We start from the raw sequence: 24,548 nt of genomic DNA, 5'->3' as shown, positions 1-24,548 counted from the left end.
CGGCCCGTCACTCCCGCCGCGGCCCACCCGGACGGGGGACGGTGACACCCGATCAGTTCGAGCCCGGACGGAGCGCGTCCAGCGCCCGGCGCAGGCCGGCGAGCTTGCGCTCCAGGTGGGCCGCGGTGGCCGCCGAGCCGGTGTCCGCCGAGCCCTCCAACTGCTTGGTGAGCGCCTCCGCCTGCTCCTCCACCGCCGCCAGCCGGGCCGACAGCTCGCCCAGCAGCGCGCCGCCGGGCAGCGGCTGCTCGCCCGCCTCCAGCTGCAGGCGCAGCAGCGCCGCCTGCTCCTTGAGCTGGCAGTTCTTCATGTAGAGGTCGACGAAGACCGAGACCTTGGCGCGCAGCACCCACGGGTCGAAGGGCTTGGAGATGTAGTCGACCGCGCCGGCCGCGTAACCGCGGAAGGTGTGGTGCGGACCGTGGTTGATCGCGGTCAGGAAGATGATCGGGATGTCCCGGGTGCGCTCGCGGCGCTTGATGTGCGCGGCCGTCTCGAAGCCGTCCATGCCGGGCATCTGCACGTCCAGCAGGATGACCGCGAAGTCGTCGGTGAGCAGCGCCTTCAGCGCCTCCTCGCCGGACGAGGCGCGGACCAGGGTCTGGTCGAGTGCGGAGAGGATGGCCTCCAGCGCGAGGAGGTTCTCCGGACGGTCGTCGACCAGAAGGATCTTCGCCTTCTGCACCAGGACACGCCCTCCTGCCGGTTGTTTCCCGAGGGCCGGCACCCGCGTGCCACCCATCACTGCCCCGGTCATGCTAGCCGTACCCCCTTGCCCGCCACAGGCTCCGTGCGACCCGTCACCGTTCGGTCACTGTTCGCAACGATGGGTGACCCTACCGGGTTCCCGGCCGGGCCCGCCAGTGACGGCGGGCCCGGAGCGTGGCGGCTACTGGACGGCCAGCCACTGGCGCATGACCGCCAGCAGGTGGTCCGGGTCGACCGGCTTGGTGACGTGGTCGGTCGCCCCCGCCTGGAGGCTCTTCTCCCGGTCGCCCTTCATCGCCTTCGCGGTCAGCGCGATGATCGGCAGGCCCGCGAACTGCGGCATCCGGCGGATCGCCTCGGTGGTCGCGTACCCGTCCATCTCGGGCATCATGATGTCCATCAGCACCAGGGCCACGTCCTCGTGCTGCTCCAGCACCTCGATGCCCTCGCGGCCGTTCTCCGCGTACAGCACGGTCAGGCCGTACTGCTCCAGCACGCTGGTCAGCGCGAAGACGTTGCGGATGTCGTCGTCCACGATCAGCACCCGCTCACCGTCGAACCGGCCGTGGAACTGCGGCACCGGCGCCGGCCGGGCCGGGGTCGGCGCCTGGACCTGGTCGGGCCCCTGGCGCGGGATCGGCTCCTCCGCCGGACGCGGCGCCGGACGCTCCAGCTCGGCGGCCCGGCGGCGCTCGGCCAGCCCGCGGCGGCGCTCCTGGGCGAGCTCGCGGACCTCCTGCGCCCAGTGGTCCGCCGGGCTCTCGCCGACCGGCACCGGCGTCCCGGCGGGCGTCACCGCGATGGAGGCGCGCAGGGGCGCGCGCTCCCCGGCCGGGGCGTCCGCCGCGTCGGTGCGCAACGGCAGGTACAGGGTGAAGGTGGAACCCCGGCCGAGCTCGCTCTCCACGTGGATCTCACCGCCGAGCAGCCGGGCGATCTCCCGGCTGATCGACAGGCCCAGGCCCGTGCCGCCGTACTTGCGGCTGGTGCCGCCGTCGGCCTGCTTGAAGGCCTCGAAGATCTCCCGGAGCTTGTTGCCGGGGATGCCGATGCCGGTGTCGGAGACCGAGAACGCGATCAGCGCCTCGTCCGGACCCGAGATCGCCTCCGCCTCCAGCAGCTGCTCGCGCACGTGCTGCGGGACGTCGCCGTTGGCGGCGCGGCGGATCAGCAGCTCGACCGCGCCGGAGTCGGTGAACTTCACCGCGTTGGAGAGCAGGTTGCGCAGCACCTGCTGCAGCCGCTGCTCGTCGGTGTGCAGGGTGACCGGCAGGTCCGCGGAGACCCGGACCGCGAAGTCCAGGTTCTTCTCCACGGTGAACGGCCGGAACGCCGCCTCCACGTAGTCGACCAGCTGGACCAGGGCGATCCGGGCCGGACGGACGTCCATCTTGCCCGCCTCGACCTTGGACAGGTCGAGGATGTCGTTGATCAGCTGGAGCAGGTCGCTGCCCGCGCCGTGGATCGTCTCGGCGAACTCGACCTGCTTGGCCGACAGGTTGCCCTCGTTGTTGTCGGACAGCAGCTTGGCCAGGATCAGCAGCGAGTTGAGCGGGGTGCGCAGCTCGTGCGACATGTTGGCGAGGAACTCGCTCTTGTACCGCGAGGCGAGGGCGAGCTGCTCGGCGCGCTCCTCCAGGATCTGCCGGGCCTCCTCGATCTCGCTGTTCTTGATCTCGATGTCCCGGTTCTGCTGGGCGAGTTGCTCGGCCTTCTCCTGGAGCTCCTCGTTGGTGCGCTCCAGCTCCTCCTGCCGGGCCTCCAACTCCGCGGACCGCATCGACAGTTCGGCGGTCAGCCGCTGCGACTCCAGCAGCAGGCCCTCGGTCTTGGTGTTGACCGAGATGGTGTTGACGGTGACACCGATCTGGTCGGCGATCTGGTTGAGGAAGTCCAGCGCGACCGCGGTGAACGAGGAGAAGGTGGCCAGCTCGATCACGCCGAGCAGCCGGTCCTCGAACAGCACCGGCAGCACCACCACGTGCGCGGGCGCCGACTCGCCGAGCCCTGAGGCGATCTTCAGGTACCCGGGCGGGGTCTCCTTCAGCACGATCGGCCGCTTCTCCACCGCCGCCTGACCGATCAGCCCCTCACCGAGCCGGAAGGTGGTCGGCATGGTGCGCCGGTTGTAGCCGTAGGAGCCGATCAGGCGCAGCACGACGTCGTTCTCGTCGTCGTCCTCGTTGACCGCCTCGGCGGTGCGGCCGGCCGGCTGGGCGAGGAAGAAGGCGCCGTGCTGCGCGGAGACCACCGGGGTCAGCTCGCTCATGATCAGCGAGGCGACCGCCGACAGGTCCCGGCGGCCCTGCAGCAGACCGGACATCCGGGCCAGGTTGGTCTTCAGCCAGTCCTGTTCCTTGTTGGCCCGGGTGGTCTCGCGCAGGTTGGCGACCATCTGGTTGATGTTGTCCTTGAGCTCGGCGAGCTCGCCGGACGCCTCCACGTTGACCCGGGGCGACAGGTCGCCGCGGGTCACCGCGGTGGCCACCTGGGCCATCGCGCGCACCTGCCGGGTCAGGTTGTTGGCCAGCTCGTTCACCGACTCGGTGAGGTCCTGCCAGGTGCCGGCCACGCCCGCCACCCGGGCCTGGCCGCCCAGCCGCCCGTCGGTGCCCACCTCCCGGGCGACGCGGGTGACCTCGTCACCGAACGCGCCGAGCTGGTCCACCATGGTGTTGATGCTGGTCTTCAGTTCCAGGATCTCACCGCGGGCGTCCACGTCGATCTTCTGCGACAGGTCGCCGCGCGCCACCGCGGTGATCACCAGGGCGATGTTGCGGACCTGACCGGTCAGGTTGTTGGCCATCAGGTTGACGTTGTCGGTCAGGTCCTTCCAGATGCCGGCCACGCCCGACACGCTCGCCTGACCGCCCAGCGTGCCGTCGGTGCCCACCTCGCGGGCCACCCGGGTCACCTCGACGGCGAACGCCGACAGCTGGTCGACCATGGTGTTCAGGGTGGAGGCGAGCGCCTTGACCTCGCCCTGCGCCTCGATGGTGATCTTCTTGGAGAGGTCGCCGCGGGCCACCGCGGACGCCACTTCGGCGATCGTCCGCACCTGGCTGGTCAGGTTGGACGCCATGAAGTTCACGTTGTCCGTCAGGTCCCGCCAGATGCCGGAGACGCCCGACACCCGCGCCTGGCCGCCCAGGATGCCCTCGGTGCCCACCTCGCGGGCCACCCGGGTCACCTCGTCCGCGAACGCCGACAGCTGGTCGACCATGGTGTTCACGGTCGTCACCAGCTCGCGGATCTCGCCCTTCGCGTCGACGGTGATCTTCTTCGACACGTCGCCGCGGGCCACCGCCGTGGTCACCTCGGCGATGTTGCGCACCTGGCTGGTCAGGTTGTTGGCCATCAGGTTGACCGAGTTGGTCAGGTCCTTCCAGGTGCCGGAGACCCCCGGCACGCTCGCCTGGCCGCCCAGGATGCCCTCGGTGCCCACGTCCCGGGCCACCCGGGTCACCTCGTCCGCGAACGCCGAGAGCTGGTCGACCATCGTGTTGATGGTGTTCTTCAGTTCCAGGATCTCGCCCCGCGCGTCGACCTGGATCTTCTGCGACAGGTCGCCCTTGGCGACCGCGGTGGTCACCTGCGCGATGTTGCGCACCTGGGACGTCAGGTTGTTCGCCATCGAGTTGACGTTCTCGGTCAGGTCCTTCCAGACCCCGGCCACGCCCGGCACCTGCGCCTGACCGCCCAGGATGCCCTCGGTGCCCACCGCACGCGCCACCCGGGTCACCTGCTCGGCGAAGCCCGACAGCTGGTCGACCATCGTGTTGATGGTGTTCTTCAGCTCCAGGATCTCGCCCCGCGCGTCGACCTCGATCTTGCGCGACAGGTCGCCCTTGGCGACCGCGGTGGTCACCTCCGCGATGTTGCGCACCTGCGCGGTCAGGTTGTTGGCCATGAAGTTCACCGAGTCGGTGAGGTCGCGCCACACGCCGGCCACGCCCGGCACCTGCGCCTGGCCGCCCAGACGGCCCTCGGTGCCCACGTCCCGGGCCACCCGGGTCACCTGCGCGGCGAAGGAGTTCAGCTGGTCCACCATCGTGTTGACGGTGTTCTTCAACTCCGCCATCTCGCCCGCGACGTCGACCGTGACCTTGCGCGACAGGTCGCCCTTGGCGACCGCGGTGGTCACCTCCGCGATGTTGCGCACCTGCGCGGTCAGCCGGCCCGCCATGGTGTTGACCGAGTCCGCCAGGTCCTTCCAGCTGCCGGACACGCTGCGGACCCTGGCCTGACCACCGAGCTTGCCCTCGGTGCCCACCTCGATCGCCACCCGGGTCACCTCGTCGGTGAACTCCGACAGCTGCTCCACCAGGCCGTTGACCGTCCGCCCGACCTTCAGGAACTCACCGCGCAACGGGTAGCTCGCGCCGGTGGTGTGCACCGAACGCAGCTCCATCCGCTGGTCCAGGTCGCCCTCCGCGATCGAGGACAGCACCCGCCCCACCTCGGCCATCGGCCGGGCCAGGTCGTCGATCAGCGCGTTGCAGTTGTCGACCGCCGCCATCCAGGCGCCCTCGCCGACACCCGTCTCCAGGCGCTCCGACAGCCGGCCCTCCCGGCCCACCGCCCGGCGCACCCGGGCCAGCTCACCGGTCAGGTGCTGGTTGCGCTCCGCCACCTCGTTGAACACCGCGGCGATCTCCGCCAGCATCCCGTCCCCGGGAAAGGTCAGCCGGCGGCGGAAGTTACCGTCGCGCATCGCGGTCAGCGCCGCCAGCAGCTTGCGCAGCTCCGCCGGCTCGGCACCCCGGTTGGGGCCCGGCCGACGCCCGGCGCCGCCGCGCGACGGCGGCGCCGACCGGCCGCCGCGCGCGGCGGCCGGGATCGTACCGGTTACGTCCTTGGTGGCCGAACTCAACGGGGCCCTCCCACGTCATGGTGTTCACTACCGCTCGGGAGCGGGCGGGCGGCCCCCGGAGCCTTGGACCGCCGCCATCGACCGTACTGCTCCGGCCGACGACCGCGGACCCCCCAGTCTGTCAGGCGCCGCGCCGGGTGTCCGGCCGCTTGCAGAGGGTTCTCGTCCCGAGACGCGAAAACGGTGAAGAGAATCACCCTCAGGGGCCCGATTCCGCCGCACGCCCCCACCGGGCACCGCGCGGAAAGTAGGGTGGACCGCTGCACCGGGCGCAGCGGCACCGCACGCCGACCCCCGACAGCACGAGCAGAGGAGAGGAGACGTCGCCGTGGTCACCGCGCGCGCAGCCGCCACCTTCGAACCGGTCGGCCGCTCGGCCGCCGCAGCCCGCGGCTTCGTACGCGACGCCCTGCTCGGCTGGGGCCTGACCGAGGTCGTCGACGACGCGGTCGTGCTCACCAGCGAACTCGTCACCAACGCCGTGGTGCACGCCGGCACCGCCGCCGACGTCTGCTGCCTGCGCGAGGACGACGCCGTCCGGATCGAGGTCACCGACCGCCACCCCGAACGCGGCATCCCCTCCTTCGCCAACGTCCCCGCCGCCACCAGCGACCACTTCGCCGACCCCGACGGCGAGGGCGGCCGCGGCCTGCTGATGTGCTCCGCCCTCGCCAGCCGCTGGGGTGTCGAGTACAGCGCCGGCCGCAAGACCGTCTGGTTCCGCCTCGACCTGCCCGAGCACACCCCCGGCACCCGGTACGCGCTGCCCAGCCTGCCCGGCGGCGAACTCCCCGGCACCGACGGCCAGGTACGCGTCGCCGTCGTCCAGCTCGACGAGCACGGCCTGGTCCGCTCCTGGAACGACGACGCCGAGGCGCTCTTCCGCCACCCCGCCGCCGAGACCCTCGGCCGGCCGTGGAGCGAGTACGCCCAGTGGCCGCAGAGCCCCGGCCTCGGCCTGACCGACACCCTCCGCCTCGCCCGCTGGGAGGGCGGCTACGCGGTCCGCGGCGCCGACGGCACCGCCACCGACGTCTACGGCCTCCACATCCGGATGCGCGACAGCAACGGCACTCCCACCGTGCTCTGCCTCCTGGTCCGCGGCCAGGACCGCGCCGTGCTCCGCTCCCCCGCCACCGCCGCCGAGACCCCGGCCGCCCTCGAACCGCTCGACCTGCTCACCGGTCCGGTCACCCCCGACGACCTGTCCGGCCTGCTCCAGCGGATCGTCGAACGCGCCCGCGACCTCCTCGACGGCGACGCCGCCTACCTGCTGCTCACCAGCGAGGACGAGACCGAGTTCGAGGTCCGCGCGTCGACCGGCCTCGCCCCGGCCGGCCGCCGGCTCGGCCGGCTGCCCGTCGACGGCGGCGTCGGCCGCTTCGACTCCGCCCGGCTGCCCGCCGTCCACGAGGACCTCGCCGTCCGGCCGCACCAGCCCGCGCTGCTCACCGACACCGGCATGCGCTCGCTGATCACCGTCCCGCTCAAGGTCGAGGGCCGCCTCACCGGCACCCTCGGCGTCGCCGCCGCCGCCCCCGGCCGCTACGACAACGAGGACGCGCTGCGCCTCCAGTTCGGCGCCGACCGGATCGCCCTCGCCCTGGAGAGCGCCCGCCTCGCCGAACTCGAACGGCTCCGCCGCGGCTCCCTCTCCTTCCTCGTCGAGGCCTCCGACCTGCTCGCCGGCACCCTGGAACACGAGCAGACCCTGGCCCTGATGGCCCAGATGGCCGTCCCCACCCTCGCCTCCTGGTGCGCCGTCTACACCACCGGCGACACCGGCACGGGCACCGCCGGCACCGAACTCGCCTTCCTGCTCCACGAGGACGAGGACCGGATCGACCCGCTCCGCGCCCTGCTCGACAAGACCCCGCCCCCGGAGTCCGACCGCGGCCCCGGCGCCCGCCCCTGGCACGCCCCGGGCGACACCGCCCGCGCCCTCGGCCTCGCCGACAGCCCCGACCTCGCCGGCCTGCCCGGCGAGACCGTGGTGCTGCCGCTCTCCGCCCGCAACCGGGTCATCGGCCTGCTCGTCCTCGGCGGCGGCGGCACCGGGCGCTTCCGCCAGGAGATCCTCGAACTCGCCGAGGACCTCTCCCGCCGGGCCGCCCTCGCACTCGACAACTCCCGGCTCTACAGCGAGCGCACCGCCACCAGCCAGGCCTTCCAACGCGCCCTGCTGCCGCCCGAGTTGCCCAAGATCCCGGGCGTCGAGGTGGAGGTCTTCTACCAGGCCGCCGGCGAGGGCAACGAGGTCGGCGGCGACTTCTACGACCTCTTCCCGATCCGCGAGGGCACCTACGGCTTCGCCATCGGCGACGTCTGCGGCACCGGCCCCGAGGCCGCCTCCGTCACCGGGCTCGCCCGGCACTCGCTGCGCCTGCTCGCCCGCGAGGGCCTCAGCGCCCCGCAGGTGCTCAGCCGGCTCAACGCCGCGATCCTCGACGAGGGCACCCGCGCCCGCTTCCTCACCCTGCTCTACGGCGAGTTGACCCCGCGCGAGGACGGCTCCACCGCCCTCTCCCTGGTCTGCGCCGGCCACCCGCTGCCGCTGCGGCTGCGCACCGACGGCCAGGTCGACCAGGCCGCCTCGCCCCAGCCGCTGCTCGGCGTCATGGACGAACTCGAACTCACCGCAGAGGAGTTGATCCTCGCCCCCGGCGAGGTCCTGCTCTGCGTCACCGACGGCGTCACCGAGCGCCGGGAAGGCCGCCGGATGCTCGGCGACGACGGCCTCGCCGAAGTGCTCACCGGCTGCACCGGACTGACCGCCGGCGCCGTCGCCGCCCGCGTCCACCGCGCCGTCGAACGCTTCGCGCCCGAGCCGCCCTCGGACGACATGGCGATCCTCACGTTGCGCATTCCGACCCAACGGCGGCCGTAGTTGTCCGATCCGGTTATCTGACAGATACCCAAATTGTGAGATTCACAAGGGTACAAGCCGTTAGCGCCGGGTACACCGACATCACCGGGGATTCACCCCGGAGGGGACACTCGACCGGCGTCTGACCAGCCGGTTCTTCACTCAGCCGCTGCCGCCGCACCCTTCTGCCGGTGCGCCCACGGCCCGGCATCCACGCACCACCATCACCTCACCTTCACCAGTGAACGCGCCATGCCCTGGCGCAGAGTGAAAGGAGCCCACGGTGAGCAATGACGCTTCCGCGGCCCCGCTCGGCAACCTGGCCCTCGGTCTGACCCTTCTCGGCTACGGCGTGCTCGGCACCGGTGTCCTCAGCGGCACCAGCTCCGGCGGCGCCGCCTCCCTGGCCCATCTGGTGGGCGGCATCACGCTGTTCATCGCCGGCCTCTGGCAGTTCCGCGGCGGCGACCGCTTCAGCGGCACCGCCTTTACCAGCCTCGGCGCGTTCTGGGCCGTATGGTCCGGCGCGGGCGCGGCCAACAAGAACACCGCCGGCCTGTTCCTGCTCCTCTGGGCACTCCTCGCGCTCACCCTCACCGCGGCGAGCTGGGGCGCCGGGCTCTGGAGCCGCGCCACCTACGGCCTGCTGACCGTCTCGCTGGTGCTCAGCGCCATCGCGACCTTCGGCAGCACCGACAGCCTCGCCAAGGCCGGCGCCTGGGTCGCGGCCGTCGCCGGCCTCGCCGCCTGGTACTCCGCCACCCTCGCCCTCACCGAGGGCAAGTGGCTCGGGGTGTCGCTCCCGCTCAACAAGTAGCCGACAGGCACCACGGCCGGGCCCTCCCGAGGGCCCGGCCCAGCCGCGTCACCCGAGGCCACACCGCCCGTTTCCCGGCCGGCACCGGCACCGGCCTGTGGGGGAAATCCGACCCGGTCCTCCCCGGCCCTCCCCGGTCCTACCCAGTCCTCTGTGCAGGTCGTGCAGGGCCCCTCAGCGTCTCCGGTCAGCGTCTCCGGCCCACCGGTCGGCGCTCCGGCAGCTCCCGGGCAGCTACCGCCGTGGCCGCCTGGGCGGCCAGAGTACCCTGACGCCAGCCGGACACCGCGTTCTGCACCAGGTACACCACCAGCAGGATGCCCACCGCCACCAGGCCGTCCGCCCAGAAGTGGTTCGCCGTCACCACCACGACCACGACCGTCAGCACCGGGTGCAGCACCACCAGCCACCGCCACGGCCCGCGGGCGACCGCGATCACGGCCACCGCGACGATCACGCACCACGCCACGTGCACCGACGGCATCGCCGAAAGCTGGTCCGGCACCACCCCCGCCACCGCGCCGCCGTACACCGACTGCCCGTACTGCACCGCCAGGTCGACGAACCCGTTCCCCGGCAGCATCCGCGGCGGTGCCACCGGAACGAACTGCACCAGCAGGCAGACCGCCGTGGTCACCACCACCGTCGTCCGCACCCACGCGTACTTCGCCCGGTGCTTCAGGAACAGCCAGAGCAGCAGCACCAGCATCGCGCCGAAGTGCATCGTCGCGTAGTAGTAGTTAGCCGCCTGGACGAGCCACGGATGTGGCATCACGACCCGCTGCCAGGCCACCTCGTCCGGCAGCCCGAACTCCAGCTCCGTCCGGTGGATCCACTCCGCCCGGTCCAGCGCGTGGTCGGTGCTCATCAGCGACAGGTGGCCCACCACCTGCCAGAGCGCGAACAGCGCCAGGAGCGTCCCCGCCTCCCGCAGCACCGCCGCCGGCCCCGGCCGCTTGGCGAACCGCGCGACCGCGAACGCCGAGCCGTACAGCGCAACGGAGGCGGCCGCCGAGGTCTGCCAGGTCAGGGTGAGGTTCTGCATTGGCGAAGAGTACACAACGCGAAAAGGGCCCCGCCACAAGTGGCGGGGCCCTTCCCTGAATGATTGTTCGGCGGCGTCCTACTCTCCCACAGGGTCCCCCCTGCAGTACCATCGGCGCTGTGAGGCTTAGCTTCCGGGTTCGGAATGTAACCGGGCGTTTCCCTCACGCTATGACCACCGAAACACTATGAAACTGTCGAGCCAGACGATAAGTCTGTTCGTGGTTTCAGAACCAACACAGTGGACGCGAGCAACTGAGGACAAGCCCTCGGCCTATTAGTACCGGTCAACTCCACCCCTCACGGGGCTTCCATATCCGGCCTATCAACCCAGTCGTCTACTGGGAGCCTTACCCTCTCAAGGAGGTGGGAGTGCTCATCTCGAAGCAGGCTTCCCGCTTAGATGCTTTCAGCGGTTATCCCTCCCGAACGTAGCCAACCAGCCATGCCCTTGGCAGGACAACTGGCACACCAGAGGTTCGTCCGTCCCGGTCCTCTCGTACTAGGGACAGCCCTTCTCAACACTCCTACGCGCACAGCGGATAGGGACCGAACTGTCTCACGACGTTCTAAACCCAGCTCGCGTACCGCTTTAATGGGCGAACAGCCCAACCCTTGGGACCTACTCCAGCCCCAGGATGCGACGAGCCGACATCGAGGTGCCAAACCATCCCGTCGATATGGACTCTTGGGGAAGATCAGCCTGTTATCCCCGGGGTACCTTTTATCCGTTGAGCGACGGCGCTTCCACAAGCCACCGCCGGATCACTAGTCCCTACTTTCGTACCTGCTCGACCCGTCGGTCTCACAGTCAAGCTCCCTTGTGCACTTACACTCAACACCTGATTGCCAACCAGGCTGAGGGAACCTTTGGGCGCCTCCGTTACCCTTTAGGAGGCAACCGCCCCAGTTAAACTACCCACCAGACACTGTCCCTGATCCGGATCACGGACCCAGGTTAGACATCCAGCACGACCAGAGTGGTATTTCAACGACGACTCCACCATGACTGGCGTCACGGATTCACAGTCTCCCACCTATCCTACACAAGCCGAACCGAACACCAATATCAAGCTATAGTAAAGGTCCCGGGGTCTTTCCGTCCTGCTGCGCGAAACGAGCATCTTTACTCGTAATGCAATTTCACCGGGCCTGTGGTTGAGACAGTCGAGAAGTCGTTACGCCATTCGTGCAGGTCGGAACTTACCCGACAAGGAATTTCGCTACCTTAGGATGGTTATAGTTACCACCGCCGTTTACTGGCGCTTAAGTTCTCAGCTTCGCCCGACCGAAATCGGACTAACCGGTCCCCTTAACGTTCCAGCACCGGGCAGGCGTCAGTCCGTATACATCGCCTTACGGCTTCGCACGGACCTGTGTTTTTAGTAAACAGTCGCTTCTCGCTGGTCTCTGCGGCCACCACCAGCTCAGGGAGCACGTCCCCTCACCAGCCGTGGCCCCCCTTCTCCCGAAGTTACGGGGGCATTTTGCCGAGTTCCTTAACCACAGTTCACCCGAACGCCTCGGTATTCTCTACCTGACCACCTGAGTCGGTTTGGGGTACGGGCCGCCATGAAACTCGCTAGAGGCTTTTCTCGACAGCATAGGATCATCCACTTCACCACAATCGGCTCGGCATCAGGTCTCAGGCTCGTGTTGTGCGGATTTGCCTACACAACGCCCTACACCCTTACCCCGGGACTACCACCGCCCGGGCTGGACTACCTTCCTGCGTCACCCCATCGCTCACCTACTACAGACTTGGACCGGCGGCTCCACCACGTCCCATCGTCCGAAGACTCCGGGCCGGCTTCACGGCCTTAGCATCACCTGGTTCGACGTTGGCGCTTCAAAGCGGGTACGGGAATATCAACCCGTTGTCCATCGACTACGCCTGTCGGCCTCGCCTTAGGTCCCGACTTACCCTGGGCAGATCAGCTTGACCCAGGAACCCTTGGTCAATCGGCGCAAGAGTTTCCCACTCTTGTATCGCTACTCATGCCTGCATTCTCACTCGTGAACCGTCCACAACTGGATTCCTCCGCTGCTTCACCCGGCACACGACGCTCCCCTACCCATCACAGCAGGCGTTGGCCCTCTTGCTGCAATGACACGACTTCGGTGGTGTACTTGAGCCCCGCTACATTGTCGGCGCGGAATCACTTGACCAGTGAGCTATTACGCACTCTTTCAAGGGTGGCTGCTTCTAAGCCAACCTCCTGGTTGTCTCTGCGACTCCACATCCTTTCCCACTTAGCACACGCTTAGGGACCTTAGTCGGTGTTCTGGGCTGTTTCCCTCTCGACCATGGAGCTTATCCCCCACAGTCTCACTGCCGCGCTCTCACTTACCGGCATTCGGAGTTTGGCTAAGGTCAGTAACCCGGTGAGGCCCATCGCCTATCCAGTGCTCTACCTCCGGCAAGAAACACGCGACGCTGCACCTAAATGCATTTCGGGGAGAACCAGCTATCACGGAGTTTGATTGGCCTTTCACCCCTAACCACAGGTCATCCCCCAGGTTTTCAACCCTGGTGGGTTCGGTCCTCCACGCGGTCTTACCCGCGCTTCAACCTGCCCATGGCTAGATCACTCCGCTTCGGGTCTTGGGCATGCAACTCAATCGCCCTGTTCGGACTCGCTTTCGCTACGGCTACCCCACACGGGTTAACCTCGCTACACACCGCAAACTCGCAGGCTCATTCTTCAAAAGGCACGCAGTCACAGCCCGAAGGCTGCCCCCACGGCTTGTAGGCACACGGTTTCAGGTACTATTTCACTCCGCTCCCGCGGTACTTTTCACCATTCCCTCACGGTACTATCCGCTATCGGTCACCAGGGAATATTTAGGCTTAGCGGGTGGTCCCGCCAGATTCACACGGGATTTCTCGGGCCCCGTGCTACTTGGGTGTTCTTCAAGCGAGCCGTACAGATTTCGCCTACGGGGGTCTTACCCTCTACGCCGGACCTTTCGCATGTCCTTCGACTATCCATACGGTTTCTGACTCGCCGACCGGCCGGCAGACCGATCCAGAAAAAACCCACGACCCCCAAGCGGCAACCCCTGCCGGGTCTCACACCACTTGGGTTTAGCCTCATCCGGTTTCGCTCGCCACTACTCCCGGAATCACGGTTGTTTTCTCTTCCTGCGGGTACTGAGATGTTTCACTTCCCCGCGTTCCCTCCACATACCCTATGTGTTCAGGTATGGGTGACAGCCCATGACGACTGCCGGGTTTCCCCATTCGGACACCCCCGGATCAAAGCTCGGTTGACAGCTCCCCGGGGCCTATCGCGGCCTCCCACGTCCTTCATCGGTTCCTGGTGCCAAGGCATCCACCGTGCGCCCTTAAAAACTTGGCCACAGATGCTCGCGTCCACTGTGCAGTTCTCAAACAACGACCAGACACCCACCCTCGAATGCCCTGAAGCACCCTCAAGTGAGACCGGCACTGAGACAACGTTTCCGTTCCCTCAGGACCCAACAACGTGCCCGACACACCAAGCGGTGACCCACGTTCCACGCCGAAGCCGTACTAGTGATCCCTACCGTGTGTGCCGAATAGTCAACGTTCCACCCATGAGCGAGCACTCCGGAACACTCGTCCGAAGCTGCTGTGTGCTCCTTAGAAAGGAGGTGATCCAGCCGCACCTTCCGGTACGGCTACCTTGTTACGACTTCGTCCCAATCGCTGGTCCCACCTTCGACGGCTCCCTCCCAAGGGTTAGGCCACCGGCTTCGGGTGTTACCGACTTTCGTGACGTGACGGGCGGTGTGTACAAGGCCCGGGAACGTATTCACCGCAGCATGCTGATCTGCGATTACTAGCAACTCCAACTTCATGGGGTCGAGTTGCAGACCCCAATCCGAACTGAGGCCGGCTTTTTGGGATTCGCTCCGCCTCGCGGCATCGCAGCCCTTTGTACCGACCATTGTAGCACGTGTGCAGCCCAAGACATAAGGGGCATGATGATTTGACGTCGTCCCCACCTTCCTCCGAGTTGACCCCGGCAGTCTCCTGTGAGTCCCCATCACCCCGAAAGGCATGCTGGCAACACAGAACAAGGGTTGCGCTCGTTGCGGGACTTAACCCAACATCTCACGACACGAGCTGACGACAACCATGCACCACCTGTACACCGACCACAAGGGGGCGCCCATCTCTGGACGTTTCCGGCGTATGTCAAGCCTTGGTAAGGTTCTTCGCGTTGCGTCGAATTAAGCCACATGCTCCGCTGCTTGTGCGGGCCCCCGTCAATTCCTTTGAGTTTTAGCCTTGCGGCCGTACTCCCCAGGCGGGGAACTTAATGCGTTAGCTGCGGCACCGACGACGTGGAATGTCGCCAACACCTAGTTCCCAACGTTTACGGCGTGGACTACCAGGGTATCTAATCCTGTTCGCTCCCCACGCTTTCGCTCCTCAGCGTCAGTAATGGCCCAGAGATCCGCCTTCGCCACCGGTGTTCCTCCTGATATCTGCGCATTTCACCGCTACACCAGGAATTCCGATCTCCCCTACCACACTCTAGCCTGCCCGTATCGAATGCAGACCCGGGGTTAAGCCCCGGGCTTTCACATCCGACGCGACAGGCCGCCTACGAGCTCTTTACGCCCAATAATTCCGGACAACGCTCGCACCCTACGTATTACCGCGGCTGCTGGCACGTAGTTAGCCGGTGCTTCTTCTGCAGGTACCGTCACTTGCGCTTCTTCCCTGCTGAAAGAGGTTTACAACCCGAAGGCCTTCATCCCTCACGCGGCGTCGCTGCATCAGGCTTTCGCCCATTGTGCAATATTCCCCACTGCTGCCTCCCGTAGGAGTCTGGGCCGTGTCTCAGTCCCAGTGTGGCCGGTCGCCCTCTCAGGCCGGCTACCCGTCGTCGCCTTGGTAGGCCATTACCCCACCAACAAGCTGATAGGCCGCGGGATCATCCTGCACCGCCGGAGCTTTCCACCAACCCCCATGCAGAGGAAGGTCATATCCGGTATTAGACCTCGTTTCCAAGGCTTGTCCCGGAGTGCAGGGCAGATTTCCCACGTGTTACTCACCCGTTCGCCACTGATCCACCCCGAAGGGCTTCACCGTTCGACTTGCATGTGTTAAGCACGCCGCCAGCGTTCGTCCTGAGCCAGGATCAAACTCTCCGTGAATGATTACCCGTAATCGGGTGCACACTCGCGTCGAGCGGCACGGCAACCACCGGAATAAGGTGGCCCCGCGCACTGCGTCCTCGCTAGTGTTATTTCAAAAGGAATCTCCAACCCCGGAACGATCCGGGGCCGGGGATGTCAACATATCTGGCGTTGACTTTTGGCACGCTGTTGAGTTCTCAAGGAACGGACACTTCCTTCGGGCCGCCTTCCAGCGGGCCCTCCGGGCACTTCGTTCTTTCGTGTTTCCAGCTTATCAGATCCGCACCGTGTGCTTTCCCGACTTGCTTTCGTCTTCCGCGGCCTGACGGCCCGTCCGACGTTTCAAACTCTAGCCGATCCCCGCTCCGAAAAGCGAATCCGGCCGCAACCCAATTAAACGCGCACGACAAATACGAACGGAGACGCGAACAGACGCGACCCGTCACGGATCAGAAGTGGTGTTCCAAGGATTGGCCGCCCCGGGACCGTCCACGCAGACACGTGTCCGGTGCTCCCTGCCGAGCGACTAGGAAACACTACGCCCAACCGTCTACCGATGCAAACGGCGCAGGCCGGCCCCGCGGATCGGTCTGATCCGGGGGCCGGCCTGCGCCGGGCGCGGACGGGGTGCGTCAGCTGTTGGTGGGGAAGCCCAGGTTGATGCCGCCGTGCGACGGGTCGAGCCAGCGCTGGGTCACGGCCTTGCCACGGGTGAAGAACTGGACGCCGTCGGGGCCGTAGGCGTGGGCGTCGCCGAAGAGCGAGGCCTTCCAGCCTCCGAAGGAGTAATAGGCGACGGGGACCGGGATCGGCACGTTGATGCCGACCATGCCGACCTCGACCTCGTTCTGGAAGCGCCGGGCGGCGCCGCCGTCGTTGGTGAAGATCGCGGTGCCGTTGCCGTACGGGTTGGAGTTGATGAGCTCCAGGCCGTCCGCGTAGGAGTCGACGCGGACGACGGAGAGGATCGGGCCGAAGATCTCGTCGTTGTAGACGGACATGCCCGGCTTCACGTGGTCGAACAGGGTGGGGCCGAGCCAGAAGCCGTCGGTGGTCGGGGCGCCGGTCCGGTCCTCGCCCGCGATCGGGTGCTTGCGGCCGTCCACGGCGAGCTCGGCGCCGTCGGCGAGGCCGGACTCGACGTACGAGGTGACCTTGTCGCGGTGCTGGCCGGTGACCAGCGGGCCCATCTCGCTGTCGCCGTTGCAGCCCGGGCCGACCTTGAGGGTGGCCATGCGCTGCTTGATCTTCTCGACCAGCTCGTCGCCGATCGGGTCGACCGCGACGAGCACGGAGATGGCCATGCAGCGCTCGCCGGCCGCGCCGAAGCCGGCGTTGATGGCGGCATCGGCGGCGAGGTCCAGGTCGGCGTCGGGCAGGACCAGCATGTGGTTCTTGGCGCCGCCGAGGGCCTGCACGCGCTTGCCGTAGCGGGTGCCGGTCTCGTACACGTAGCGGGCGATCGGGGTGGAGCCGACGAAGCTGACCGACTTGATGTCGGGGTGCTCGAGCAGGCGGTCGACGGCGACCTTGTCACCGTGCACGACGTTGAACACGCCGTCCGGGAGGCCGGCCTCCTTCCACAGCTCGGCGATGAAGTTGGCGGCGGACGGGTCCTTCTCGGAGGGCTTGAGCACCACGGTGTTGCCGGCCGCGATGGCGATCGGGAAGAACCACATCGGCACCATGGCCGGGAAGTTGAACGGCGAGATGATGGCGACCGGGCCGAGCGGCTGGCGGATCGAGTAGACGTCGATGCCGGTGGAGGCCTGCTCGGTGAAGCCGCCCTTGATCAGCTGCGGGATGCCGCAGGCGTACTCGACGACCTCCTGGCCGCGGGCCAGCTCGCCGAGCGCGTCGGAGTGGACCTTGCCGTGCTCGGAGACGATGATCGCGGCGAGCTCGTCCTTGCGGGCGTTGAACAGCTCGCGGAAGTTGAAGAGCACCTGGGTGCGCTTGGCGATCGAGGCGTGACGCCACTCGGCGAAGGCGGACGCGGCGGCGGCGACGGCCTGGTCGACCTCGGCGATCTCGGCGAAGTCGACCTTGCCGGAGACCTGACCGGTGGCCGGGTCGAAGATGTCGCCGCGGCGCGGCGCGGAACCTGCGGTCGGGACGGACGCGCCGCCGATCCAGTGCGTGATGTGCTTGCTGCTGCTCAAGGGTCTCTGCCTCCGAAGTCCCACGGAAGTTCCGCGCTCCACTCCAGTCTGCGCACCTGGCAAGCCGCACTCAACGAGCACTCTGACGGGGAACGAAGATTCACCCTTACAGGTCGTAGGGCCCGTTCCGCCCGGAGCCCCCCTCGGCCGGGGCCGGGGCCGGGGCCGCGTCCTCCTCTTCCTCCTCCAGGTACGGGTCATGCAGCCCGTCCGGGAGTTCGGTGGTCTCCAGCAGGTCGAGCCGCAGGTCCTGCGACCACTGCTCGGCCCAGGCCTGCACCCGTTCGTCGTTGAGGCGCGCGGTGGCGGTGTCCAGCCGGTCGGCGAGCTGCCGGGTCGAGAAGTCCTCGTCGAGGCCGGCGGCGAGGGCGAGCAGGGCGCCCTCGGCGAGCCGGCCGGTGCGGGTCAGGCTGTGCAGGGCGGCGAGGTCGCCGGGCAGGCCGCGGTCGCAGAAGGCGAGGACGGCGAGCCCTGCGGCGTCCTCCAGGGCGACCACCGGGACGGGGGCGCCGAGCAGGACGGGGGCGTGGCGCAGCGGTTCCTTGCGGAGTTCGACGGGCCGGCGGGTGCCGGTGAGGGTGATCCGGCGGTCGGTACCGGGCTGTTCCTGGACGGAGTGGCCCGCCGCGCGGAGGCTCTCGGCGAGGCCGGTGGCGAGGTCGGCGAGCGGCGGGCCCTCGGTGCAGACCAGGACGACGGCGCCGGGCCGGCCGGCGGTGAGGCCGTGCAGGCGCAGGGCGTCGGTGCCGGCCAGGGCGAGGCCGTGGCGCAGGCAGTACGGCTGGAGGGTCTCCAGCAGGCCGGCGCGTTCCGGGCCGGCCACGCCCGGTGGCGGGCCGAACAGGACCGGTTCGTCGGTGGTGCCGCTCATGGCACCAGTCTTGCGCTTCCGCCGCTCCGGCGCGTTCAGCGCGGCACCCGGGTGGCGGCGTCGTGCAGGGCGAGTTCGAGCAGGACGGGGTCGACCAGGCGGCCGCTGCCGTCCGGTGGGGTGAGCCAGCGCAGGCCGTGGTGGTGGCGGGCGGGGTGCGGGAGGGCGACCCAGGTGCCGGCGCCGATGCCGCGGACGCCGGTGCCGAGCCAGCGGGCGGCGGTACCGACCGGGACCAGGAAGCCGGTGTCGGCGTGGTCGGCGTAGACCGGGCCGGGTGAGCCGAGGTGGTGGAGGAGCGGGGCGGTGAGCAGTCCGAGGGCGCCGGGGGCGAGCAGGACGTCCCAGTGGCGTCCGGCGGGGAGCAGGGCGAGGCCGCAGCCGGTCCGTTCCCATGCCTCGCGGCAGGTGTCGGGGTCGGCGGCGGCCTCGCTCAGCCAGTGCAGCGCGCTGCGGGGGTGGCGGGTGCTCTCCACTGATCTTCCTCGTCTCTCCCGGGCGGCGGGCCCGGGTCGGCCGGTGTCACCCGGGGAGAGCGCGAAAGGGGTGGGGTCTTACACCACTCAGCGGTCGCCGAAGATCGTCCGGTGCCAGTCCTTGCGGGCGACCGCGGTGGTGTCGTACATGACGTGCTTCACCTGGGTGTACTCGTCGAGGGAGTACTGGGACATGTCCTTGCCGTAGCCGGAGGCCTTGTACCCGCCGTGCGGCATCTCGCTGATGATCGGGACGTGATCGTTGACCCAGACGCAGCCGGCGGCGATCTCGCGGGTGGCGCGCAGCGAGCGGTGGACGTTGGTGGTCCAGGCGGAGGCGGCGAGGCCGTACGGCGTGTCGTTGGCGAGCCGCAGGCCCTCCTCGTCGCTGTCGAAGGGGAGGACGACGAGCACCGGGCCGAAGATCTCGCCCTGGACGACCTCGCTGTCCTGGGCGGCGTCGGTGATCAGGGTGGGGCGGTAGTAGGCGCCGGGGCCGAGGTCGGTGCCGTCGTGGCCCTTGCCGTCGGCGGGGCCGCCGGTGACCACGGTGGCGTAGGAGCGGGCGCGCTCGACGAAGCCGGCGACGCGGTCGCGGTGGGTGAAGGAGACCAGCGGGCCGAGGTCGGTCTGCGGGTTGAGCGGGTGCCCGAGGCGGACGGCGCGGTAGAGCTCGGCGACGCCGTCGACGAAGGCCCGGTAGAGCGGGCGCTGGACATAGGCGCGGGTGGCGGCGGTGCAGTCCTGGCCGCTGTTGATCAGCGAGGCGGCGACGGCGCCGTTGACCGCGGCGTCCAGGTCGGCGTCGTCGAAGACCACGAACGGGGCCTTGCCGCCGAGTTCGAGGTGGGTGCGCTTGACGGTGGCGGTGGCGATCTCGGCGACCCGCTTGCCGACGGCGGTGGAGCCGGTGAAGGAGACCATCGAGACGTCGGCGTGCGAGATCAGGTGCTCGCCGGCGACCCGGCCGGCGCCGGTGACGATGTTGACCACGCCGTCGGGGATGCCGGCCTCGGTGCAGGCGCGGGCGAACATCAGCGAGGTGAGCGGGGTGAGCTCGGCGGGCTTGAGCACGATGGTGTTGCCGGCGGCGACGGCCGGGAGGATCTTCCAGGCGGCCATCTGCAGCGGGTAGTTCCACGGCGAGATGGAGCCGACCACGCCGATCGCCTCGCGGCGGACGTACGAGGTGTGGTCGCCGCTGTACTCGCCTGCGGCCTTGCCCTCCAGGTTGCGGGCGGCGCCGGCGAAGAACGAGGTGTTGTCCACGGTGCCGGGTACGTCGAACTCGGTGGAGAGCTTGATCGGCTTGCCGGTCTGCGCGGTCTCGACGCGGGCGAAGTCCTCGGCGTGCTCGCCGAGCACGGCGGCCAGCTTGAGCAGCGCCTCGGCGCGGGTGCCGGGGGTGGCCCGGGACCACTCGGGCAGGGCGGCCTTCGCGGCGGCGACGGCGGTGTCCACGTCCTCGGTACCGGCCAGGGTGAGCTGCTGGACGGTGGAGCCGTCGGCGGGGTCGACCACGCTGAAGCGCTCACCGCCGGTGCCGGTGGTGAGCCGGCCCGCGATGTACTGCGCGCCCTCGTCGAAGCTGGTCAGGTCCATTGCATTGCCTCCGTCGTCCGGTCCGTCCCCGGCCGACGATGCCCGGTGCCGGGTGTGTGGGGCAAGGTTCATACCGCCAGGCCGGGACGGAAGGGACTTACAGCCTGCAAGGTCTCGAAAGGGTGACAGCCCGTCTGGACGATGGATGATTCAGTTGACACCCTGCACCCCGCTGCCGACCCAGGAGACCCCCGCGATGCTCCCCACCGTCGCCCGTGTACTCGACCTCGACGTGATGCGCCGCGGCCTGCCCCAGGTGGTGGCCGGCGCGGGTGCGCTGGAGCGCCCGGTGCGCTGGGTGCACGTCAGCGAGCTGCCCGATGTGGCGGGGGTGCTGCAGGGCGGTGAGCTGGTGCTGTCCACCGGTATCGCGCTTCCCGAGGACCGCGAGGGGTTGGCCCGGTACGTCCGGGAGCTGGACGAGGTCGGGGCGGCCGGGCTGGTGATCGAGTTCGGCCGGCGGTACTTCGACTCGCTGCCGAAGGCGCTGGTGGCCGCGGCGGAGCGGCACGGTCTGCCGCTGATCGTGCTGCGCCGGGAGCTGCGTTTCGTGGCGGTGACCGAGGCGGTGCACGCGCTGGTGGTGAACGCCCAGTTGGAGCAGTTGCGGGTGTCGGAGGCGGTGCACCAGGTTTTCAACGAGCTGGCGGTGGAGGGGGCGGAGCCGGGCGAGGTGGTCCGGCAGGTCGCCCGGATGGCGGGTGCGCCGGTGGTGCTGGAGAACCTGGCGCACCAGGTGCTGGCGCACGAGACGGCGGGCCGGCCGGAGACCGAGCTGCTGGAGGACTGGGAGAAGCGCTCGCGCGGCGTGCACCCGCAGGGCCGGACCGGGTACGACCAGCGCAGCGGCTGGCTGGTGACCACGGTCGGGGCGCGCGGGCAGGACTGGGGCCGGCTGGTGCTGATCGACGATCCGGTGGTGCTGCCGCCGGACACCGCGCACCCGCACGCGATGCTGCTGGAGCGCGGTGCGGCGACGCTGGCGCTGAACCGGCTGGTGCTGCGCGACCGGGAGTCGCTGGAGCGGCAGACCCACCGGACGCTGCTGTCCGGGATCCTGACCCACGCGCTGACGGTGTCCGAGGTGTCGCTGCGGGCGCAGGCGCTGGGGGTGCCGCTGGAGGGCCGGCGGCTGGTCGGCGTGGTGCTGCGCCAGCGGCAGGGGCAGATCCCGGCGGCGCTGGAGGCGCAGGCCAGGCTGCGGGACTTCACCGAGCTGGCGGCCACCGCGATCCGCGGCGGCCGGCTGTCGGCGCTGGTCGGCGCGTTGGACGACGAGGGCGTGGGGGTGCTGATCGCGCTGGGGTCGCAGCAGGACGAGCACGCGGCGCTGGAGGCGTTCGCGGCGGCGCTGCGCAAGCTGGTGCAGGAGGCGGCGCGGGACGGCTCGGCCGCGCCGCCGGTGATAGCGGTCGGCTCCTCGGTCGGTTCGGTCCGCGACGCGCGGCGCACCCTGCTGGAGGCGACGCAGGTCGCGGACGCGGCGCTGCACGACGCCCCGGGCGGCCGGGCCGCGGCGTACTACCGGCTGCCGGACGTGCGCCTGCGCGGTCTGCTGCACCTGCTGCGCGACGACGCGCGGCTGCAGACGTACGTGGAGCGGGAGCTGGGGCCGCTGCTGGCGTACGACGCGGAGCACGGCGGGCAGTTGGTGCAGATGCTGCGGATCTACCTGGAGCAGGGCCGGAACAAGTCGGCGGCGGCCGATGCGGCGCACCTGTCCCGGCCGTCGTTCTACGACCGGCTGCACAAGGTGGAGCGGATCCTCGGGGTGGACCTGGACCAGGTGGAGTCCTGCCTGTCGCTGCACGTGGCGCTGCTGGCGCTGGACGCGGTGCGCCGCTGACGGCCCGGCGGGCCTGGCGGGGCGGTCCGGTCGGGCGGGCCGGGCTCAGTCGCGGACCAGGGCCTCCAGGGCCCGGGCGTTGTCCAGTCCGGCCTCGACCGCGAGCAGCGAGCCGTCGGCGAACCGCAGGTCGACCCGGTTGGAGATCCAGGTGTGCCGGACGGTCACCCGGCGCAGCTCGGCGCGGGGCAGTTCGCCGAAGAACTCCATCAGGCCGCCCTTCCCCTCGGCGGCGAGCAGGATCCGGCCGTCGGTGAAGACCAGCAGCACCTCGTCGTTGTCGGGCACGGGACACCAGGACGGGCCGCGCCGGACGTCGGCGGCCAGCCGCCCGGCGGTGCTGCGCCAGCCGCCGACCAGGGCGCGGCCGCGGACCAGCCGGCGGACGGCGCCGATCAGCAGGCCGGGCAGTTCCAGGACGAGGTCGACGAGGGCGCCGAAGAGGTCGGTCACGATCTCCAGGGCGGCCCACCCGATCACGACGGGCCCGGCCTCGTCCTTGCCGCGGTGGCGGCGCGGCAGCCGGCGGACCAGGTTGTGCAGCTCGGCCGCGACGATCCCGCGCAGCGGCTCGTCGGGGGCCAGCAGCGGTCGGGCGAGGGCCGCGTAGGTGCCCTCGTCGTTCCGCCGCGGCTCGAACACGCCGTGCACCGCGCCGTACTGACTGCCTGTCATGTACCCGCCTCCTCGCTCGACCCGACCGCCCAGCCTAGTGGCCGGACAGGCCGAAGGCCCCGGGCTTCTCTCCAGGAGTCCGGGGCCTTCGGCGGTCGGTCGTCAGACGGTGTGCGCGTCGGTGAGGGTGAGGACCTCGTCCAGGACGGCGAGACCGGTCTTGGCCTCCTCCTCCGTGACGGTGCACGGCGGGACGACGTGGAAGCGGTTCATGTTGACGAACGGCCACAGCCCGCGCTGCTTGCAGGCGGCGGCCAGCTCGGCCATCGGGGCGTTGGCGGGGCCGGCCGCGTTGTACGGCACCATCGGCTCGCGGGTCTCCCGGTTCTTCACCAGGTCGAGCGCCCAGAACACGCCCAGGCCGCGGACCTCGCCGATCGACGGGTGACGCTCGGCCAGCTCGCGCAGGCCCGGGCCGAGCACGGTCTCGCCGATGTGCTTGGCGTTCTCGACGATGCCCTCCTCGGCCATCACGTTGATGGTCGCGACGGCGGAGGCACAGGCCAGCGGGTGGCCGGAGTAGGTCAGACCGCCGGGGAAGGGACGCTCGGCGAAGGTCGCGGCGATCTCCGCCGAGATGGCCACGCCGCCCAGCGGCACGTAGCCGGAGTTGACGCCCTTGGCGAAGGTCAGCAGGTCCGGGGTGACGCCCCAGTGGTCGGCGGCGAACCACGCGCCGGTGCGGCCGAAGCCGGCCATCACCTCGTCCAGGATGAAGACGATGCCGTAGCGGTCGCAGATCTCCCGGACACCCGCCAGGTAGCCGGCCGGCGGGACCAGGATGCCGGCGGTGCCGACCACGGTCTCCAGGATGATCGCGGCGACGGTGCCGGGGCCCTCGAACGCGAGGGTCTGCTCGAGGTGGGCGAGCGCGCGCTCGCACTCCTGCGCCTCGTTCTCGGCGTGGAAGTTGGAGCGGTAGGCGTACGGCCCCCAGAAGTGCACGATGCCCGAGACTCCGGTCTCGTTGGCCCAGCGGCGGGGGTCGCCGGTCAGCGTGATCGCGTTGGCGGTGGCGCCGTGGTACGAGCGGTAGGTGGAGAGCACCTTGTGCCGGCCGGTGTGCAGCCGGGCCATCCGGATCGCGTTCTCGTTCGCCTCGGCGCCGCCGTTGGTGAAGAACACCTTGTCCAGGTCGCCCGGGGTGCGCTCGGCGATCAGGCGGGCGGCCTCGCTGCGCGACTCCTCGGCGAAGCCGGGAGCGATGGTGCACAGCTGCCCCGCCTTCTCCTGGATCGCGGCGACCACCTTCGGGTGCTGGTGGCCGATGTTGGTGTTCACCAGCTGCGAGGAGAAGTCGAGGTAGCGGTTGCCGTCGTAGTCCCAGAAGTAGGAGCCCTCGGCACCGGCCACCGCGAGGGGGTCGATCAGTGCCTGGGCGGACCACGAGTGGAAGACGTGCGCGCGGTCGGCAGCCTTGACGGCCTGCCCGGCGGCTGAGTCAGCGGTGGGGATGCTCATGCCCCCAGCGTAGG

12 protein-coding genes and 3 rRNA genes are annotated in these 24,548 nt (G+C 69.2%); 3 read left to right on the top strand and 12 right to left on the bottom strand.

What is annotated here, in order from left to right; translation table 11 throughout:
• Nucleotides 1-52: 52 nt before the first annotated feature.
• Nucleotides 53-688 carry a response regulator gene (locus tag ABEB06_RS25435; RefSeq protein ID WP_345701981.1) on the bottom strand — a complete coding sequence of 212 codons (636 nt, stop codon included), beginning with the start codon at nucleotides 686-688 and terminating at the stop codon, nucleotides 53-55.
• A 201-nt stretch (nucleotides 689-889) separates the two neighbouring features.
• Nucleotides 890-5,422 carry a HAMP domain-containing protein gene (locus ABEB06_RS25430; RefSeq protein ID WP_345701980.1) on the bottom strand — a complete coding sequence of 1,511 codons (4,533 nt, stop codon included), beginning with the start codon at nucleotides 5,420-5,422 and terminating at the stop codon, nucleotides 890-892.
• A gap of 487 nt (nucleotides 5,423-5,909) precedes the next feature.
• Here ABEB06_RS25430 and ABEB06_RS25425 point away from each other — a divergent pair, with 487 nt between their 5' ends.
• Nucleotides 5,910-8,468: a SpoIIE family protein phosphatase gene (locus tag ABEB06_RS25425; protein ID WP_345699203.1), complete on the top strand. Its 2,559-nt coding sequence runs from the start codon at nucleotides 5,910-5,912 to the stop codon at nucleotides 8,466-8,468.
• A 262-nt stretch (nucleotides 8,469-8,730) separates the two neighbouring features.
• Complete coding sequence (locus ABEB06_RS25420; RefSeq protein ID WP_345699202.1) at nucleotides 8,731-9,264, top strand: GPR1/FUN34/YaaH family transporter; 534 nt, start codon at nucleotides 8,731-8,733, stop codon at nucleotides 9,262-9,264.
• A 187-nt stretch (nucleotides 9,265-9,451) separates the two neighbouring features.
• Here ABEB06_RS25420 and ABEB06_RS25415 read toward each other — a convergent pair whose 3' ends face one another.
• The 8 genes from ABEB06_RS25415 to ABEB06_RS25380 form a co-directional block, all read right to left on the bottom strand.
• Complete coding sequence (locus tag ABEB06_RS25415; protein ID WP_345699201.1) at nucleotides 9,452-10,309, bottom strand: phosphatase PAP2 family protein; 858 nt, start codon at nucleotides 10,307-10,309, stop codon at nucleotides 9,452-9,454.
• A gap of 65 nt (nucleotides 10,310-10,374) precedes the next feature.
• Nucleotides 10,375-10,491: ribosomal RNA gene (rrf, locus tag ABEB06_RS25410) — 5S ribosomal RNA — on the bottom strand.
• A 74-nt stretch (nucleotides 10,492-10,565) separates the two neighbouring features.
• A 23S ribosomal RNA gene (locus ABEB06_RS25405) occupies nucleotides 10,566-13,670 on the bottom strand.
• A 267-nt stretch (nucleotides 13,671-13,937) separates the two neighbouring features.
• Nucleotides 13,938-15,459: ribosomal RNA gene (locus ABEB06_RS25400) — 16S ribosomal RNA — on the bottom strand.
• The 16S, 23S and 5S rRNA genes sit together here, the layout of an rRNA operon.
• Before the next feature lie 614 nt (nucleotides 15,460-16,073).
• Nucleotides 16,074-17,603, bottom strand: coding sequence for a CoA-acylating methylmalonate-semialdehyde dehydrogenase (locus tag ABEB06_RS25395; protein WP_345699200.1), 1,530 nt, complete (start codon nucleotides 17,601-17,603; stop codon nucleotides 16,074-16,076).
• A gap of 106 nt (nucleotides 17,604-17,709) precedes the next feature.
• On the bottom strand, nucleotides 17,710-18,474 hold the full coding sequence (locus ABEB06_RS25390) for a hypothetical protein (protein ID WP_345699199.1): 765 nt from the start codon (nucleotides 18,472-18,474) through the stop codon (nucleotides 17,710-17,712).
• Between the two features lie 35 nt (nucleotides 18,475-18,509).
• Nucleotides 18,510-18,950, bottom strand: a complete 441-nt coding sequence (locus tag ABEB06_RS25385; protein WP_345699198.1) for a hypothetical protein — start codon at nucleotides 18,948-18,950, stop codon at nucleotides 18,510-18,512.
• Between the two features lie 87 nt (nucleotides 18,951-19,037).
• Complete coding sequence (locus ABEB06_RS25380) at nucleotides 19,038-20,552, bottom strand: gamma-aminobutyraldehyde dehydrogenase (RefSeq protein ID WP_345699197.1); 1,515 nt, start codon at nucleotides 20,550-20,552, stop codon at nucleotides 19,038-19,040.
• A gap of 196 nt (nucleotides 20,553-20,748) precedes the next feature.
• Here ABEB06_RS25380 and ABEB06_RS25375 point away from each other — a divergent pair, with 196 nt between their 5' ends.
• Nucleotides 20,749-22,398, top strand: a complete 1,650-nt coding sequence (locus tag ABEB06_RS25375) for a PucR family transcriptional regulator (RefSeq protein WP_486334167.1) — start codon at nucleotides 20,749-20,751, stop codon at nucleotides 22,396-22,398.
• A gap of 45 nt (nucleotides 22,399-22,443) precedes the next feature.
• On the opposite strand, the gene ABEB06_RS25370 is transcribed toward ABEB06_RS25375, so the two are convergent.
• A complete protein-coding gene (locus tag ABEB06_RS25370; RefSeq protein WP_345699195.1) occupies nucleotides 22,444-23,073 on the bottom strand; it encodes a hypothetical protein in 630 nt (209 codons plus the stop codon).
• 102 nt (nucleotides 23,074-23,175) lie between these two features.
• Nucleotides 23,176-24,534 carry an aspartate aminotransferase family protein gene (locus ABEB06_RS25365; protein WP_345699194.1) on the bottom strand — a complete coding sequence of 453 codons (1,359 nt, stop codon included), beginning with the start codon at nucleotides 24,532-24,534 and terminating at the stop codon, nucleotides 23,176-23,178.
• Nucleotides 24,535-24,548: the final 14 nt, after the last annotated feature.

Source organism: Kitasatospora terrestris (assembly GCF_039542905.1).
Classification (GTDB): Bacteria; Actinomycetota; Actinomycetes; order Streptomycetales; family Streptomycetaceae; genus Kitasatospora; species Kitasatospora terrestris.
This window is presented reverse-complemented; position numbering and strand designations above follow the sequence as displayed.